The 14545-nt window shown below is 56.1% G+C and carries 16 protein-coding genes and 1 pseudogene; 12 read left to right on the top strand and 5 right to left on the bottom strand.

All coding sequences use genetic code 11. The annotated features are described in order from the left end of the window. Position 1: 1 nt before the first annotated feature. Positions 2-961 carry an EamA family transporter RarD gene (gene rarD / locus AAC599_RS00685; RefSeq protein WP_340148479.1) on the top strand — a complete coding sequence of 320 codons (960 nt, stop codon included), beginning with the start codon at positions 2-4 and terminating at the stop codon, positions 959-961. Positions 962-976: 15 nt separating this feature from the next. Here rarD and grpE read toward each other — a convergent pair whose 3' ends face one another. Next, a complete protein-coding gene (grpE, locus tag AAC599_RS00680; protein WP_340148478.1) occupies positions 977-1621 on the bottom strand; it encodes a nucleotide exchange factor GrpE in 645 nt (214 codons plus the stop codon). A 12-nt stretch (positions 1622-1633) separates the two neighbouring features. Further along, on the bottom strand, positions 1634-2665 hold the full coding sequence (gene hrcA, locus AAC599_RS00675; RefSeq protein ID WP_340148477.1) for a heat-inducible transcriptional repressor HrcA: 1032 nt from the start codon (positions 2663-2665) through the stop codon (positions 1634-1636). 127 nt (positions 2666-2792) lie between these two features. Here hrcA and rph point away from each other — a divergent pair, with 127 nt between their 5' ends. The 3 genes and pseudogenes from rph (at position 2793) to hemW (ending at position 5288) form a co-directional block, all read left to right on the top strand. Beyond that, entirely contained in the window at positions 2793-3509 is a 717-nt protein-coding gene (gene rph, locus AAC599_RS00670) for a ribonuclease PH (protein ID WP_340148476.1), read from the top strand. 77 nt (positions 3510-3586) lie between these two features. Continuing rightward, positions 3587-4129: pseudogene (locus AAC599_RS00665) on the top strand (non-canonical purine NTP pyrophosphatase); the annotation flags it as partial. After that, positions 4107-5288 carry a radical SAM family heme chaperone HemW gene (hemW, locus tag AAC599_RS00660; protein ID WP_340148475.1) on the top strand — a complete coding sequence of 394 codons (1182 nt, stop codon included), beginning with the start codon at positions 4107-4109 and terminating at the stop codon, positions 5286-5288. The pseudogene AAC599_RS00665 and the gene hemW, both read left to right, overlap by 23 nt. Here the strand turns inward: hemW and AAC599_RS00655 are convergent. Then, entirely contained in the window at positions 5280-6713 is a 1434-nt protein-coding gene (locus tag AAC599_RS00655) for a penicillin-binding protein activator (RefSeq protein WP_340148474.1), read from the bottom strand. The genes hemW and AAC599_RS00655 overlap by 9 nt on opposite strands. Before the next feature lie 138 nt (positions 6714-6851). Between AAC599_RS00655 and AAC599_RS00650 the strand changes: the two genes are divergently transcribed. The 4 genes from AAC599_RS00650 to AAC599_RS00635 all read left to right on the top strand — a co-directional run bounded on the left by AAC599_RS00650 (position 6852) and on the right by AAC599_RS00635 (position 10548). After that, a complete protein-coding gene (locus tag AAC599_RS00650) occupies positions 6852-7241 on the top strand; it encodes a YraN family protein (protein WP_340148473.1) in 390 nt (129 codons plus the stop codon). 69 nt (positions 7242-7310) lie between these two features. Then, the gene (locus AAC599_RS00645; protein ID WP_340148472.1) at positions 7311-7904 is read left to right on the top strand and encodes a BON domain-containing protein; all 594 of its coding nucleotides are present in this window, start codon (positions 7311-7313) and stop codon (positions 7902-7904) included. 75 nt (positions 7905-7979) lie between these two features. Then, complete coding sequence (gene gshB, locus AAC599_RS00640; protein ID WP_340148471.1) at positions 7980-8936, top strand: glutathione synthase; 957 nt, start codon at positions 7980-7982, stop codon at positions 8934-8936. A gap of 88 nt (positions 8937-9024) precedes the next feature. Further along, positions 9025-10548 carry a YifB family Mg chelatase-like AAA ATPase gene (locus AAC599_RS00635; protein ID WP_340148470.1) on the top strand — a complete coding sequence of 508 codons (1524 nt, stop codon included), beginning with the start codon at positions 9025-9027 and terminating at the stop codon, positions 10546-10548. Positions 10549-10554: 6 nt separating this feature from the next. On the opposite strand, the gene AAC599_RS00630 is transcribed toward AAC599_RS00635, so the two are convergent. Then, complete coding sequence (locus AAC599_RS00630) at positions 10555-11259, bottom strand: hypothetical protein (protein WP_340148469.1); 705 nt, start codon at positions 11257-11259, stop codon at positions 10555-10557. Positions 11260-11409: 150 nt separating this feature from the next. On the opposite strand from AAC599_RS00630, the gene AAC599_RS00625 reads away from it, so the two are divergent. The 4 genes from AAC599_RS00625 to AAC599_RS00610 are packed head-to-tail and all read left to right on the top strand — an operon-like array spanning position 11410 to position 13944. Continuing rightward, positions 11410-12135 carry an SIMPL domain-containing protein gene (locus AAC599_RS00625; protein WP_340148468.1) on the top strand — a complete coding sequence of 242 codons (726 nt, stop codon included), beginning with the start codon at positions 11410-11412 and terminating at the stop codon, positions 12133-12135. A 1-nt stretch (position 12136) separates the two neighbouring features. Beyond that, positions 12137-13003, top strand: a complete 867-nt coding sequence (locus AAC599_RS00620) for an SDR family oxidoreductase (RefSeq protein ID WP_340148467.1) — start codon at positions 12137-12139, stop codon at positions 13001-13003. A 45-nt stretch (positions 13004-13048) separates the two neighbouring features. After that, a complete protein-coding gene (locus tag AAC599_RS00615; protein WP_340148466.1) occupies positions 13049-13633 on the top strand; it encodes a TetR/AcrR family transcriptional regulator in 585 nt (194 codons plus the stop codon). Continuing rightward, a complete protein-coding gene (locus AAC599_RS00610) occupies positions 13630-13944 on the top strand; it encodes a hypothetical protein (RefSeq protein ID WP_340148465.1) in 315 nt (104 codons plus the stop codon). Before AAC599_RS00615 ends, AAC599_RS00610 begins: the two co-directional genes overlap by 4 nt. Here the strand turns inward: AAC599_RS00610 and AAC599_RS00605 are convergent. Then, the gene (locus tag AAC599_RS00605; protein ID WP_340148464.1) at positions 13939-14511 is read right to left on the bottom strand and encodes a TlpA disulfide reductase family protein; all 573 of its coding nucleotides are present in this window, start codon (positions 14509-14511) and stop codon (positions 13939-13941) included. The two genes, AAC599_RS00610 and AAC599_RS00605, sit on opposite strands and share 6 nt — an antisense overlap. Positions 14512-14545 lie beyond the last annotated feature (34 nt).

Genomic DNA, 14545 nt, shown 5'->3' with positions numbered 1-14545 from the left:
AGTGACTGCTGTGCCCCCAACTCGCGGCAAGATTCCCGCGCCCGCTCTGTTTTCACCGGAAGAAACCCGCGGACTCTTAAGCGCGTTCGGAGCATTCGTCATCTGGGGCTGGTCCCCCATGTATTTCAAGTGGCTCTCTCACGTTTCTCCTCTTGAGATCATCTCTCATCGCATTATTTGGTCGACATTTTTTGTTCTCGCGCTGGTGGTAGCGACTCGTAAATTCGGTCTGCTGCTCGAGATATACCGGAACCGCCGGATACTTGCCGTTTTCCTGGCGACGACACTGCTGATCGGATGCAACTGGTTGACGTTCATTTGGGCCATCAGCAACGACCGGATACTGGAGGGAAGTCTCGGATACTATATCAATCCGCTGGTCAACATCCTGCTCGGCATGATTTTTCTGGGCGAGAGACTGAACAGATGGCAAACCGTCTCGATCCTGCTGGCGATTGCCGGTGTCGCGATCATGACATTGCAGTTGGGATATTTACCCTGGGTTTCCCTTGTTCTCGCCTTCTCCTTTGGCTTTTACGCCCTGTTACGGAAGAAAGTCGCGGTAGATAGCTCCGTTGGTCTTGTCGTTGAGACTACGTTGCTGTTTCCCGTTGCCCTGGCTTTCCTGCTGTATCTGACCTTCACGGCGGAGGCTGGAACGGCGGCGCCCGTAAGCACCGGCTTCTATTATGATTTTTTAAGTTTCCTTTTGCTCATCGGAACCGGGATCGTGACGGCCACACCACTGATCCTTTTCGCAATCGCTGCCCGCTATCTCACCTTCACAACAATCGGTGTTATGCAATATATTTCGCCGACACTGCATGCCTTAATGGCCGTCTATATTTATAATGAACCGTTTGATCAGCCGCGGCTCATCGCATTTGGATTGATCTGGCTGGGCCTGATTATCTTCAGTATTGATGGCTATCGGGGGCGGCGGCGCCCCGCGGCACTCTAGCCTTCGGTCTATTGTTTAGACCTTCTCGTCGACTCGGGCTTCGCTGCGCTTTTGTCCGCCTTTTGCAACGCCCACCATCGCCGGGCGCAAGAGCCGGTCGGCGATGACAAAGCCAGCCTGTGTTACCTGCAGAATGGTTCCGGGCTCCACTGACGGATCTTCGATTTCGAACATTGCCTGGTGAAGGTTCGGGTCGAATTTTTCGCCCTTCGGGTCGATCTTGCGGATCTGGTGCTTCTCCAAGGTATTCAACAGCTCGGATTCCGTCATTTCAATGCCGGGCAGGATATTTTTGACATCCTGATTTTCGCGCGACGTCTCCGGAATGCTCTCTATTGCGCGCCGCATATTGTCGGCCACGCCGAGAATGTCACGGGCAAATTTTGTCACCGCATAGCTGTGTGCATCCTGTTTTTCCCGTTCAGCCCGACGGCGCATATTTTCAACGTCTGCCATTGCTCTGAGAAGCTTGTCCTTGAGCTCCGCGATTTCGGCATCCTTCGCGGCAACGACATCGTCCTGTCCCGATTCCTCGGAAGTTTCGGCTTCGGGCGCCGCCTGTTGCCCGGTTTCCGTTGCCTTTACTTCAGTTTCCGCCTCATTTGACATCTTGTTGCCGCCCTCCTGTTCATTCTGGGGCTGCTGCTTTGACTCGTTCATTCCGTCTGTATCCTAATAATCCAGCAATTTACCAATCACTTTTGCCGTATAGTCCACCATCGGGACAATACGGGCGTAGTTTAATCTCGTCGGACCGATCACACCAATGGCGCCGACCACCTGATCCTGACTGTTCTGATAGGGAGAAATAATCATTGATGTCCCTGAAAGCGAGAAAAGATTGTTCTCGGAGCCAATAAATATTTTCACGCCGCGCCCGCTTTCGGCCAGTTCCAGCAACTTGATGCGCTCTTTCTTGACTTCAAGTGTATCGAACAGGTTCTTTATTTTCTCAAGATCTTCAAGGGCTTGCACATTCTGAAGCAGGTTGGCATGGCCCCGGACAATCAATGTTTCCCGCCCGCCCCAGCTCGCGATGTCATGGGCGATCAAATCCTGGGTCAATTCGTCGAGTTGCGCCTGATGACTGTCCAGTTCTTTCTGGATTTCGCTTTTTGTGGCCTGTAGCGTGCGTCCGGTCAACCGCGTGGTCAGGTAGTTCGCCGCCTCTCGAAGGGCCGAGTCGGTCAGGCCCGGCGGTAGTTCGATTGCGCGGTTTTCCACCATTCCGTCCGCCGTGACAATGATGACCAATGCGCGATCCACGCCGAGGCGGACAAATTCGATCTGTTTGACGGAGCTGTCGCTTTTAGGCGCAATCACAAGCGATGCACAATTCGACAGACCAGAGAGCATGGAAGAGGCTTCTGTGAGCACCTCCTCGAAATTACGACCGTCCACGGCGCATCTGGCCTTGATATCCGCGCGTTCACTTTCCGTCAGATTACCAAGTTCAAGGATACCGTCGACAAAAAGCCGCAGCCCTTGCTGCGTCGGGAGCCTGCCGGCGGACGTATGGGGAGAGTATAAAAGCCCGCCATCCACAAGGTCCGCCATTACATTGCGGATGGACGCGGCGGAGAGATCCAGATCCGGTATTCGAGACAGAGTGCGCGAGCCGACAGGCTCCCCGGTCTGCATATAGGTTTCCACTATATGCCGGAAGACGGTACGGCTTCGCTCGTTAAGTTCCTGAATTGTCATTTTACTTTCATCACGAACCAGATTATCCGAGTTTCCTGCATGAATGTAGTGACGCGGGAGGCTTGCGTCAATCTGGTGCAGCAGGTACAACAGGCGCCAAACTTGTATCCCACATAAAGGAAGATTTATGCGCCCCTCCGGCCGAGCCAACGACCAACTCCGCAATATCATCATGGAACCCGGTTATGCGAAGAATGCAGAAGGGTCCTGCTTCATTAAATGCGGGGATACCCATGTGTTATGCACCGCCAGTATTGAGGAGAGAGTGCCGCCGTTCCTCCGCAATAGCGGTAAAGGCTGGGTGACGGCGGAATATGGCATGCTGCCGCGCTCCACCGGATCGCGGATGGGGCGTGAAGCGGCGCGCGGCAAGCAGCAGGGACGGACCGTTGAAATCCAGCGGCTTATCGGGCGGTCGCTCCGGGCACTGGTGAATATGGAAGGGTTTGGAGAGCGCCAGATTACGGTCGATTGCGACGTGATCCAGGCGGACGGCGGCACCCGCACGGCCTCCATTACCGGGGCCTATGTCGCGCTTCATCAGGCATTCGAAACATTGGTTGAGCAGGGCAAGATCCTTGAAGTGCCGATGAAAGGGCAGGTGGCTGCGGTTTCCTGCGGTATTTACAAGGGCGCTCCGGTGCTTGATCTGGATTACCCTGAAGACAGCAATGCGCAGGCCGATGCGAATTTTGTTCTCACATCCGAGGGCCAGATTATCGAGATACAGGGCACAGCAGAGGAAAACCCTTTCAGCGAAGCCGAGTTTGCGGCCCTTTTCGCTTTGGCGAAGAAAGGGGTGAAGGAGCTTTGCACGTTCCAGCGTGAGGCACTTGGCCTTTGAGCGAACATCGGAAATTCGCGGGCGGCAAGCTCGTTGTTGCCAGCCATAACCCTGGTAAATTGCGGGAAATTGGCGATTTACTTGCCCCTTTTGATGTTGAACCGGTTTCGGCGGGCAGTCTCGGTCTTCCCGAACCCGTGGAAGATGGCGACAGTTTCATCGCTAATGCCGAGATAAAGGCGCTTGCCTCGGCGCGAGGCGCCAATATGGTGGCGTTGAGCGATGACTCCGGTTTTGCACTGGAGGCGTTAGGTGGTGCGCCTGGTATTTATTCCGCGCGCTGGGCGGGGCCGGAGAAGGATTTTTCCCTTGCGATGCGCAAAGTCGAGGACGAGCTTCAAAAGGCGGACGCCGTAACGCCAAAGGCGCGAGCGGCCGAGTTCATCTGCGCTCTCACCCTTGCCTGGCCGGACGGGCATGTGGAAAGCTTCGAAGGCCGGGTGACCGGGACGGCGATTTGGCCGCCGCGCGGCGATAAAGGGTTCGGCTATGATCCGATGTTCCTTCCGGATGGCTATGACACCACATTCGCGGAGATGGAACCCGGGGCAAAACATGCCATGAGCCATCGCGCGGATGCATTCCGGCAATTGATCGATGCCTGTTTCCGACAAGAATAGGGCGCCTGATCCCGGCTTTGGTCTCTATTATCACTGGCCGTTCTGCCGCAAAAAATGCCCCTATTGCGATTTCAACAGCCATGTACGCGAAGCCGTGGACCAGAGCCGCTGGACGGCGGCATTACTGACAGAGCTCGGCTGGTTTTCAGCGCGGGTTTCGCCAAAAAGACTGACGAGCATTTTCTTCGGCGGCGGCACGCCGTCCCTGATGGAGCCGGAAACCGTGGCGGCGCTTATAGACGGTGCCAAGCGATATTTTGAGTTTGCGGATGATATCGAGATAACATTGGAAGCGAATCCCACCTCGGTAGAGGCGGCCTCCTTCGCGGCCTATCGGCAGGCGGGGGTGACGCGATTATCCCTCGGGGTGCAGTCGATGCGCGATGAGGCGCTTAAATTCCTCGGGCGGGAGCATTCAGTGAGCGAGGCTTTGAACGCCATTGAGCTTGCCCGTACTCATTTCTCGAATATTTCGTTCGATCTTATCTATGCCCTGCCGGGGCAGACACCGGCAGCTTGGCGGTCGGACCTTGCTGAGGCGCTGTCCCTGGCGGGGGATCACTTCTCCCTGTACCAACTGACAATAGAGCCGAACACGGGCTTTGCCGGGGCGGTGCGCCGCGGGGAATTTCAGGTTCCACCGGAAGATGAGGCGGAGACCCTCTTCGAAATAACCCAGTCCGTCTGTGTGGAAGCGGGCTGGCCCGCCTATGAAATTTCCAATCACGCCCGTCCGGGGTTTGAATGCCGCCATAACCTGACCTATTGGCGCTATGGGGAATATCTGGGGATTGGTCCGGGCGCCCATGGCCGCATTGTCGAGGCGGGCGTGCGCACGGCCTATCAACAGAAGAAACGGCCGGAAAGCTGGCTTGCAGCGGTTGAAACGGACAGTCACGGCACAGATATCGTTGCACCACTCCCCTCCCAAGAGGAGCGGGCGGAGGAGATGCTCTTGATGGGCCTGCGTCTTGAAGAAGGGGTTTGGCATGAGAATTTCGAAGCCGTCATCGGAGCGCCGATGACCCGTTTCATCAGGCGTGACCGGTTGGATCAGCTCATCGAAGCCGGGCTGATGACGGAGGATGCACAGCGGCTTCGGGCGACGACGAAGGGTCGCCTCGTTCTCAACAGCCTGCTTCCGGAAATCCTAGTTTAAGACCGGAGTAAAACTGGTCGGGGCGGGCTCCAGAACGCGCTGACCTTTCGGCCCGACCTCGAGAACGGCAAGGCCTCTTTCCGCGACGCCATTCTCAGGAAAGCGGAAGATTCCGTCATATCCTGTGTAGCCGCTCGGGTTCTCGATTGCCTCCCGCGTGAAACGGATATCTTCCGGATCTGTCGCCATGATGCCTGCCAGCGCCATTCCGTCATATGCCAGGCTGGCTATCCGGGACGGCTGATAGCCATAGAGGCTGCTGAATCTCTCCCGGAATGCGGCGGCACTGGCAGGAGAGGGGGCAGAAAACCAGCCGCCTACAAGCGCGGGTTCCGCGGACAGGGATGGATCCTCCCAAAGGCCGGTGCCGATGAACTGCACCACCTCGGGGTCGATATCGTAGTAGGATACCAGAGAGGCCAGCTCTTTCAGCCGTGCACCACCCTCCGGGATGATAAGGGCGTCAAAGGACACTTCGCCGAATGTATCCAGTTTCTCCAATCGTTTGACAAGCGCTTTCGACTCCTCGTCTTCCCGGTTCTGATATAGGGCGATCTCTTTTGCAAGCTGCCGTTGCCGGAGTTCGTAGTCGCCCAGTATTTTTGCGATTTCATGCAGTTCCTGTGAGCCGGAGGTGACATTGACCGGGTAGCGGACCGTCCGGTCGAGGGAGAGGCCAAGGTCAGCAGTGGTTTCATCCACATTCCTGACGACGGCATCCCCATAGGCGGAATCCGGCGCAAGCACAGCGAAGTTGAAAAGCCCCTGACGATAGGCAAACTCCATGGCCCGTTTTATCTGCTGCCCGACCGTCAGGCCCATCACATAAACGCCGTTCCCGGCAACAGTGGTATCCGTTGAAAAGGTAATAACATTGACGCCGCGCTGCTCTGCAAGGGCGCGGACAGGACCAACGGAAGAGGAGAACAACGGACCCAGAATCAATTGCGCGCCTGCGACCAGCGCTTCGGCCGCGGCACTTTCCGCGCCGCGCGGCGTTCCCTTGGTATCGAACGGCAGCAGTTGCAATTCCGTATTGGCGAGATCAAAGAGCGCAATATTGGCGGCGCGTAACAGATCATTGCCGATCGCGGCCGTCGATCCGGAAAGGGGGAGCAAGATGGCAATCTTGATTGGCTCCGTGCCCGTCAGCTCCGGCGCCCGAAGGCCGGTTACCGGCGGTGCCGGTTCAATCAGCTGCGTTAGCGGATCAACTGTTGGCGTGCCCGCCAAATCCTCCGTTGAGGGTGTCTGTTCAGGCGGCAGCAGGTCTTCTACTTCTTGGGCCGGAGGGGTCTTTGTGCTATCCTCCTGCCCGGTATCCAGTGTCCTTGCGGGTTGGCAGGCGGTTACGATGAGGGCAAGCAGGCCTACAAGAATGACATGCGCCAGGGATTTCCAATTCAGTTTGAGAGATGACGCCATCGTGGTGTTTCGGGAAAACAAATTTCCGCTCCGTTGGTTCTATTCTGGAGTTTCTGAGCTAAAAGACTAGGTAACGCCTGGCAGGCGGGCAAGTAAATTGTTAAGTGCGACATCATAATCCGTTCATGGGGCGACATTTTGGCACATAGCTCAAAGGCAGCACTACAACGCAAACGGCAACATGCCTATTTCCGCGGGCGGGCAGCGGAAATCCTGGCGGCAAACGTGCTGCGTCTCAAGGGCTATCACATTGTCGCGACAGGCTATCGCAAACCTGTCGGTGAAATTGACATTATCGCGCGGCGCGGGACGCTGTTAGTCGCAATCGAGGTAAAATCACGGCCGCGAATCAATGATGCCGCTGAAGCGCTCAGCAGCCGACAGAAGCGGCGCATTGCCCGCGCCCTTGAAGCGTTCGTCATGGAAAAGCCCAAGTTCCGTGATTATTCTGTCCGCTTCGATGTGTTGCTTGTCACTTCCTTCTGGCGCTGGCCCCGTCACATAGAGGGGGCATGGGAATTGGCCTGAACTGGGCCTTTCAACCAAACGCATTTGGTTTTATAGTAGTCGTGTAATCATAGTTAAAGGCGTACCCGAATGAAATTTGTTGCTTCTGCTCTTCTCACTCTCTCTGCCCTCGTTCTCCTGAGCGGCTGTACACCGACCGTCATTCTGGGCGGGGCGGCCATTGGCGGTGTCGCGGTCGCGGAGGAACGTTCCGTCGGCACCGTGGTTGATGACGCCACCATCAAGGTACAGATTTCCAATGCCATCTTCCAGAAAAGCGAACCGATTTTTACCTCGACCTCGACAACCGTCATTGACGGGACGGTGTTGATAACCGGAGAGGTGCCGACGCCGGAAGACCGGCTGATGCTCACAAAACTTGCGTGGGGCGTGAAAGGCGTAAAGGAAGTTCATAATGATGTAACGGTTGCCGGCAGCGAGTCACTCTCGAATTTCGCTTCTGACAGCTTGATTACGACCAAATTGAAGCTGCTGCTTTTGCGTGACGCGGAAATCCTCAACATTAACTATTCCGTCGAAACCGTGAACGGGACGGTCTATCTGATGGGAATTGCCCAGAACGAGGCGGAGCTGCAGCGTGTCAAAAATCATGCCAAGGAAATCTCCGGCGTTCGTCACATAGTCAGCTACGTAAAAATGAAATCGGAACTCAACTCGGCTTGATGAATGGGCGCGGGCGGGATACCTTCCTGCTATCACTAAAAAGCGGCGCATTAATTTAACAAGAAGGTCGGGAAAATGAGTCTTGCCGTAGCCATACAGATGGACCCCATTGAAAGCATTGATATAAAAGGGGACAGCAGTTTCGTTCTCGGGCTTGAGGCACAGGCGCGCGGCCATGGCCTGTTTCATTATGGACCGCAGGACATGTCTTTCTCGCAAGGGCGGATCGTGGCCAATGTCCGCCCGATCACCCTGCGCCGTGAGCCGGGAAATCATTTTACAGCGGGCTCTGTTGAGCGGGTTGATCTCGCGACCATGGATGTGGTGTTGATGCGGCAGGATCCGCCGTTCGACATGTCCTATATTACGGCCACCCACTTGTTGGAGCATATTCATCCGCAAACACTGGTCGTCAATGATCCGGTCAGTGTCCGCAATGCGCCGGAAAAGCTGTTTGTTACGCATTTTGACGGCATCATGCCGCCAACGCTGATTTCTTCCAGCTTGCAAGAAATCAAGGAATTCCGGGCCGAATTCAAAGACATAATTGTCAAACCCCTCTATGGCAATGGCGGCGCGGGCGTCTTTCATATCAAGCCGGAGGATGAAAACCTGACGGCCCTCTGCGAGATGTTTACCGAGTTTTACCGTGAGCCGATGATCGTGCAGAAATACCTTCCCGAGGTGCGCGAAGGCGACAAGCGGATCATCCTTGTGGACGGGGAACCGGTCGGCGCCATTAATCGTGTCCCGCAGAAGGGAGAGGTTCGCTCCAACATGCATGTCGGCGGCCAGGCCGTGAAATCCGCTCTCACCACGCGGGAAGAGGAAATCTGCCGCGCCATCGGACCTGCCCTGAAGGAGCAGGGACTCATTTTTGTGGGGATTGACGTGATCGGGAATTATCTCACCGAAATCAATGTTACATCCCCGACCGGTCTTCAGGAGATAAACCGTTTCGACGACGTCAAACTCGAGGCGGCGATCTGGGACTGCCTTGAGGAAAAGGTGAGTAACAGCGCCCGTCGCTGATCGTTTTTCTGCCTGAATTTTAACCATGAATATTCTTTAAACGCGTGATAACCTTTATCGCATGAAATTTTAACGTGCGAAAACTGACATGCAGGCAAAGATAAAAACCGTGGCCTTTCAGGGCCTTGAGGTGCGGGAGGTGGATGTCCAGGTGATGATGGCGTCAGGGCTCCCGGCGTTCACCATCGTCGGCCTTGCGGATAAATCCGTCGCGGAGAGTAAGGAGCGGGTGCGTGCGGCGCTCACCTCCCTTGGCATCGGCTTGCCGCCCAAACGCATTACGATCAATCTCGCGCCTGCGGATCTGCCGAAGGAAGGCGCGCATTATGACCTTCCGATTGCGCTTGGCATACTGACAGCCATGGACATCCTGCCGGCGGATGAGCTTGCGGAATATTATGTGCTGGGGGAATTGTCGCTGGATGGCAGCTGCAATCCGGTAAGCGGGGTCCTGCCTGCTGCTGTTGCTGCGGTGGGTGAAGACAAAAACATTATCTGCCCGGCGGCATCGGGCGCCGAGGCGGCTTGGGCAGGGGATCTGGAGGTGCTGGCGCCGTCAAGCCTGCTTACCCTGATCAATCACTTCAAGGGAAACCAGGTTCTGACACCACCGGAACATGGAGAGATTATCGACGAAGAGCTTTTTTTGAAACTGGAGGATATCAAGGGTCAGGAGACGGCAAAACGGGCGTTGGAGGTTGCAGCAGCAGGTGGTCATAACCTGTTGATGACGGGGCCGCCCGGTTCCGGCAAGTCGATGCTGGCGGCGCGAATGCCCGGGCTTCTGCCGCCGCTGGATGCCGCCGAGGCGCTGGAGGTGAACATGATTTCCAGCATTGCCGGAGAGATGAAAGAGGGTCGGCTCTCGCGCCGCCGTCCCTTTCGCGATCCGCATCATTCCGCCTCGGTTGCGGCCATGGTCGGTGGCGGCCGGGGGGCGAAACCGGGGGAAGTCTCGCTTGCCCATCTCGGTGTTCTCTTCCTTGACGAGTTGCCGGAATTTAACCGTCAAGTTCTGGAATCGCTTCGTCAGCCGGTCGAGGTTGGCAAGGCCGTGGTTGCCCGCGCCAATCTGCATGTGACATACCCGGCGCGGATGCAGCTTATCGCCGCGATGAACCCGTGCCGCTGCGGTCATCTGGATGATCCGGCTCAGGCCTGTGCGCGTGTGCCGAAATGCGCCATGGAATATCGCTCCCGTATCTCCGGGCCGATGCTTGATCGCATTGATATCCATGTTGATGTTCCTGCGGTTTCTGCGGCGGATTTGACATTGCCGCCGCCCACGGAAACATCGGAAATGGTTGCCGCCCGGGTTGCCAAGGCGCGGGAGATACAGCGCCAGCGCTATCAGGATATCAACCATCCGACGCCGGTTCGTACAAATGCCGATGCGGAAGGGGAGCTGTTGGAACGGTTCGTCGTGCTGGATGCTCCCGCGAAATCGCTGCTGCAGGATGCGATCGGCAAGCTGAAGCTTTCCGCCCGTGGCTACCACCGTGTCCTGAAAGTCGCGCGGACTCTCGCTGATCTTGAGGCCAGCGACCCCGTTCTCCGTTCGCATATCGCGGAAGCGCTGGAATACCGGCGCCGGTTGGCGATGGGCGGGTAGCGGTCTCTATTTATCCTTATTGACATCCAGCGCTTCGAGGTGGCGGCGGGCTTCATCCCCGGCGGCGGTGTTGGTCGCCAGTTCCAGCACCCGAAGCCAGTCGTCGCGGGCAAGATCGGGTTTGCCGGCGGCCTGATAGAGGATGCCGCGTTCAATCAGGGCATCGGGCAGGTCGGGGTTCAGCGACAGCGCAAGCTCCACATCCTCCAACGCCCTCGCATTATCGCCAAGATGGCGCCATGCCGCCGCGCGGAACGTCAATGCATCGCTGCGCGCCGGGTCAAGCTTGAGTGCGACATCAAGGTCATCGAAGGCTTTCTGATATTCACCGACTTTCGCATAAATACGGCTCCGGTCGATCAGCAGGTCAATATTCTCCGGATCGATTGTCAGTCCGGCCGTTGCCATCGCCTCCGCCCGCCCGTAGTTTTCACCCAGCAGCCATACATTGGCCGCCTGCGTCAGGACGGGGACAAGCAGTTCGGAACCCGATGACTGCATGTCTTCGGCCAGCTTTTCCAGCGTCATGGCGGCATGATCGTATTTTTTCATGGCGACAAGTGCCAGTGCGACGCAGTGACGGGCAGGAAAGCCGCCGCCGGAATCGCGCCAGGCAAGGGCCGATTCAAAGGCTTTCTGGGGCTCCCGTCGGGTTAAGGTAAGGCATGTTTCATACTCGCTTTCCTGGGTGCGGACGCCGTCAGATGCCACTGCATTCTGCCCAACAAGCAGGACAAGTACGGCGGAGCACGCTAAAACTAGATTTATGGATAAAAAGCGTTTGAACATTAAATGCCTTAAATTGGTCTTGATTCGACCCTAAGTGCCAAAAATAAAATTGATTATATTGGGAGTTCTAGCATGAACAGACTGGTTATCGCTACTATCGCTTTTTTAAGCTTTGTTCCCCTCGCGGCGGCAGAAATGCCCCACAATTATCACAATCAACAGGATAAGGTCGTGCTTAACCTGACGACCGAAGGATGGGTGAAAACCGATACGGCCCGGGTTTCCGTTTATATCGAGCTGGTGCAGCAGGAAGAAAATGCGGCAGCGCTCAAGTCCCGCATTGATTTATCGCTCAATACACTGGCGTCAGATGTGGACTGGCGCATTACGTCATCGCGTCAGCAGCTTGATCAGACAGGCCTGAACCGCTGGTATGTCAGCGCCGAGGCGCGCATCCCTGAGGCGAAACTCGCCGGGTTGCAGGACCGTGCGAAAGAGACAAGCAGCCCCGGCTACAAGGTAACGATTTCGGATGTCGATTTCACGCCGTCCCTTGAGGAGTTTGAGGCGCTGCGGGCTGATCTCAGGTCGCAGATATATCAGCAGGCCCTTGATGAGGTTGCGCGCCTGAACAAGGTGATGCCCGGATCAGACTATCATGTCCGAAACGTCGATTTTGTGCAGATTTATCCGATGCAGACCATGGATGCGGTTGCTCGTCCGATGATGATGAAATCTGCCGCGGCCGAATCTGCTCCGGCACCGCAGGGCGGGGCGGAACTTCTGGTTTCCGTCAAGCAATCGGTCTCGGCACGTGTTATGCTCGGCCGGTCGGATCAGTCCGCTACGCAGGATTAAAATGACACAGCAGCTTTTTTGTTTCGGCCTCGGCTTCACGGCGCGGCAGATCGCGGCAGACTATCCGGAATGGGAGGTGCTGGGCACAAGCCGAACGCCTCCCTTGGACGGAGAAACGGGTGAATTCCCGATTTTTCCGTTCCGCCGTGGATCGCCGATAGCTGACTTCCCCAACCTGGCAAAGGACGTCAGCCATGTTCTTCTGTCGATCCCGCCGGATGACCTGGGCGATCCGGTGTATGACGAAATGAGGGAGCAGATTGCGGGCCTTTCGAATCTGAAATGGGTTGGTTATCTCTCCACGACAGGAGTTTATGGCGATCTTGCTGGTGACTGGGTTGATGAGGAAAGCCCCTATAACCCCACTGGCACGCGCGGGGAGCGGCGGATGCAGGCGGAAAAGGCCTGGCGCGGCCTCTATGAAACCAGAGGCTTGCCGTTGCATATTTTCCGGCTTCCGGGCATTTATGGGCCGGGCCGGAACCAGATTGTATCGCTGAAAGCCGGAAAAGCCCGGCGGATTGTGAAGCCTGATCAGGTCTTCTCGCGTATTCATGTGGCCGATCTCGCGGCAATTCTCGTTGCCTCGATGAAAAAGCCCAATCCGGGGGCGATTTATAATGTGGCGGATGATGAACCCGCGCCGCCGCAGGACGTTGTTAGCCATGCCGCAGAGTTGCTGGGGGTCGCGCCACCGCCACTGATTGATTTCGACGCTGCCGATTTAAGCCCGATGGCACGGAGCTTCTATTCGGACAGCAAACGTGTCTCAAACAGCAAAATCAAGTCGGAGCTTGGGGTTTCCCTCAAATTTCCTACATATAGGGAAGGGTTGGCGGCTTTGCTTCCGGGGGAAACCTGTATATAATTATTCTTCAGACTGTAATCATCAGACCGCCGGACGGATCGGTATATGGCACGAACGAAATGCTTTAATCGCGAAGAAGCGCTGAATAAGGCGATGCAGGCTTTCTGGGCGAAAGGCTACGAGGCGACATCTATTCAGGACCTCGTTGATTGCATGGGCATTAATCGCGGCAGCCTGTATGATACCTTTGGTGATAAGCACAGCCTCTATCTCGCGGCGCTGGATCAATATGGCACCGGCGCGCTGCTTCGCACGGATGTTCTCCGGCAGGAGGGGAACCCTCGCGGCATTCTCTCCCAGTTTATGTATGTCTTCACGCAAAAACAGGTCATGGACCCCAAGCGCCGGGGCTGTTTCATGACGAATGCGGCGGTTGAGCTTTGTTCCCGGGATGATGAATGCGCCGACAGGGTTCGTATTTTCTTCGAGGATATGGAAGCGGCCCTGAGGGAATTGATAGAGCGCGGACAGAGCGAAGGCGAGTTCAAGTCAAAACGGGATGCCGCCTCGCTTGCCGCCTTTTTCGTGGGCGTCATGCAGGGAATTCGCGTTATCGGCAAGGTTAATCCGAATGAAGCGTTGCTTCGTCCGATGGTCGATGTGGCATTGACGGTTCTTGACAGCGAATGATGGACCTCGGTGTTGATCTTTGGGCGGCGGTGTTTCAGGCGGCGACTTTCCTGTGCCTGATGGCCGTGCCCTGGACGGACGGGAAATTACGCCTGCTGGTCGGATCGATTGCCGGTGCTGGCCTCCTCCTCATATTGGCCTTTCAGTTTTATATCGGCGTTAAGAAGCAGGATTACGGGCTGGGCGGCGATCTGATGATTGTAACGCTGGCAAATGCGGCGCTTTATCTGGCAATCAGCTGGGGTGTGGAGCGGGTGTTCCGGCTTTTTCTCTTCAAACGCCGGAAAGATGGCCCGCCATCGTCTTCATGATCCGGCAATAATATGCCTGATTAAAGCCACCGCCTCCGGTGTATCCCATTCCGCCGGACCGACGAGCCGACCGACTTCTTCACCGTTCCTGTTCAGAAGGATACTGGCGGGTAAGCCGAAAACACCGGAACTTCGCCCCGACTTGACGGTCTCGTCATTCAGGGCGGCCAGATTCTGGATGCCAAGCTTGGTGAAGAAATCCGTTACTTTCTCCATGCCCTGAAGGTCTTGTCCGATCGCAAGAACTTCAAAATCATCGCCGCCAAGTGTGCCTTGCAAACGATCGAGGCTTGGCATTTCCTTACGGCAGGGGGCGCACCATGTCGCCCAGAAATTCAGCAATATGACCTTGCCCTGATAGTCGGAAACACTCTTCTGTTCGCCATTGGCATTCAGAAAAGTAAAATCCTTGAACGGCTGGGATGTATCGTTAGGGGCGAAATTCTGCATCTCTCCGGTGAGCAATGCGTCTATATTTTCAGAGAAAGCTGTTGATGTTCCCGCCACAAGCCCTGTAAATGTAAGCAAGAACAGCAGGCCTGTGAAACTCATGGGTCGTGTCATCATTATTTTTTATACATCCAGTTGTTACGAAGCGAGC

It is taken from the genome of uncultured Sneathiella sp., assembly GCF_963976355.1.
Classification (GTDB): Bacteria; Pseudomonadota; Alphaproteobacteria; order Sneathiellales; family Sneathiellaceae; genus Sneathiella.
Note: the sequence above shows the minus strand (reverse complement) of the source record. Positions and strands in the feature narration are given on the sequence as shown.

Excerpts from the sequence above, each read along its gene's own strand:
- AAC599_RS00615 (WP_340148466.1), top strand. The coding sequence starts at position 13,049 with ATGGCACGAACGAAATGCTTTAATCGCGAAGAAGCGCTGAATAAGGCG.
- AAC599_RS00610 (WP_340148465.1), top strand. The coding sequence starts at position 13,630 with ATGATGGACCTCGGTGTTGATCTTTGGGCGGCGGTGTTTCAGGCGGCG.
- AAC599_RS00635 (WP_340148470.1), top strand. The coding sequence starts at position 9,025 with ATGCAGGCAAAGATAAAAACCGTGGCCTTTCAGGGCCTTGAGGTGCGG.
- hrcA (WP_340148477.1), bottom strand. The coding sequence starts at position 2,665 with ATGACAATTCAGGAACTTAACGAGCGAAGCCGTACCGTCTTCCGGCAT.
- AAC599_RS00605 (WP_340148464.1), bottom strand. The coding sequence starts at position 14,511 with ATGATGACACGACCCATGAGTTTCACAGGCCTGCTGTTCTTGCTTACA.
- AAC599_RS00655 (WP_340148474.1), bottom strand. The coding sequence starts at position 6,713 with ATGGCGTCATCTCTCAAACTGAATTGGAAATCCCTGGCGCATGTCATT.
- gshB (WP_340148471.1), top strand. The coding sequence starts at position 7,980 with ATGAGTCTTGCCGTAGCCATACAGATGGACCCCATTGAAAGCATTGAT.
- AAC599_RS00625 (WP_340148468.1), top strand. The coding sequence starts at position 11,410 with ATGAACAGACTGGTTATCGCTACTATCGCTTTTTTAAGCTTTGTTCCC.
- grpE (WP_340148478.1), bottom strand. The coding sequence starts at position 1,621 with ATGAACGAGTCAAAGCAGCAGCCCCAGAATGAACAGGAGGGCGGCAAC.
- AAC599_RS00645 (WP_340148472.1), top strand. The coding sequence starts at position 7,311 with ATGAAATTTGTTGCTTCTGCTCTTCTCACTCTCTCTGCCCTCGTTCTC.
- AAC599_RS00620 (WP_340148467.1), top strand. The coding sequence starts at position 12,137 with ATGACACAGCAGCTTTTTTGTTTCGGCCTCGGCTTCACGGCGCGGCAG.
- rph (WP_340148476.1), top strand. The coding sequence starts at position 2,793 with ATGCGCCCCTCCGGCCGAGCCAACGACCAACTCCGCAATATCATCATG.
- hemW (WP_340148475.1), top strand. The coding sequence starts at position 4,107 with ATGCCTGTTTCCGACAAGAATAGGGCGCCTGATCCCGGCTTTGGTCTC.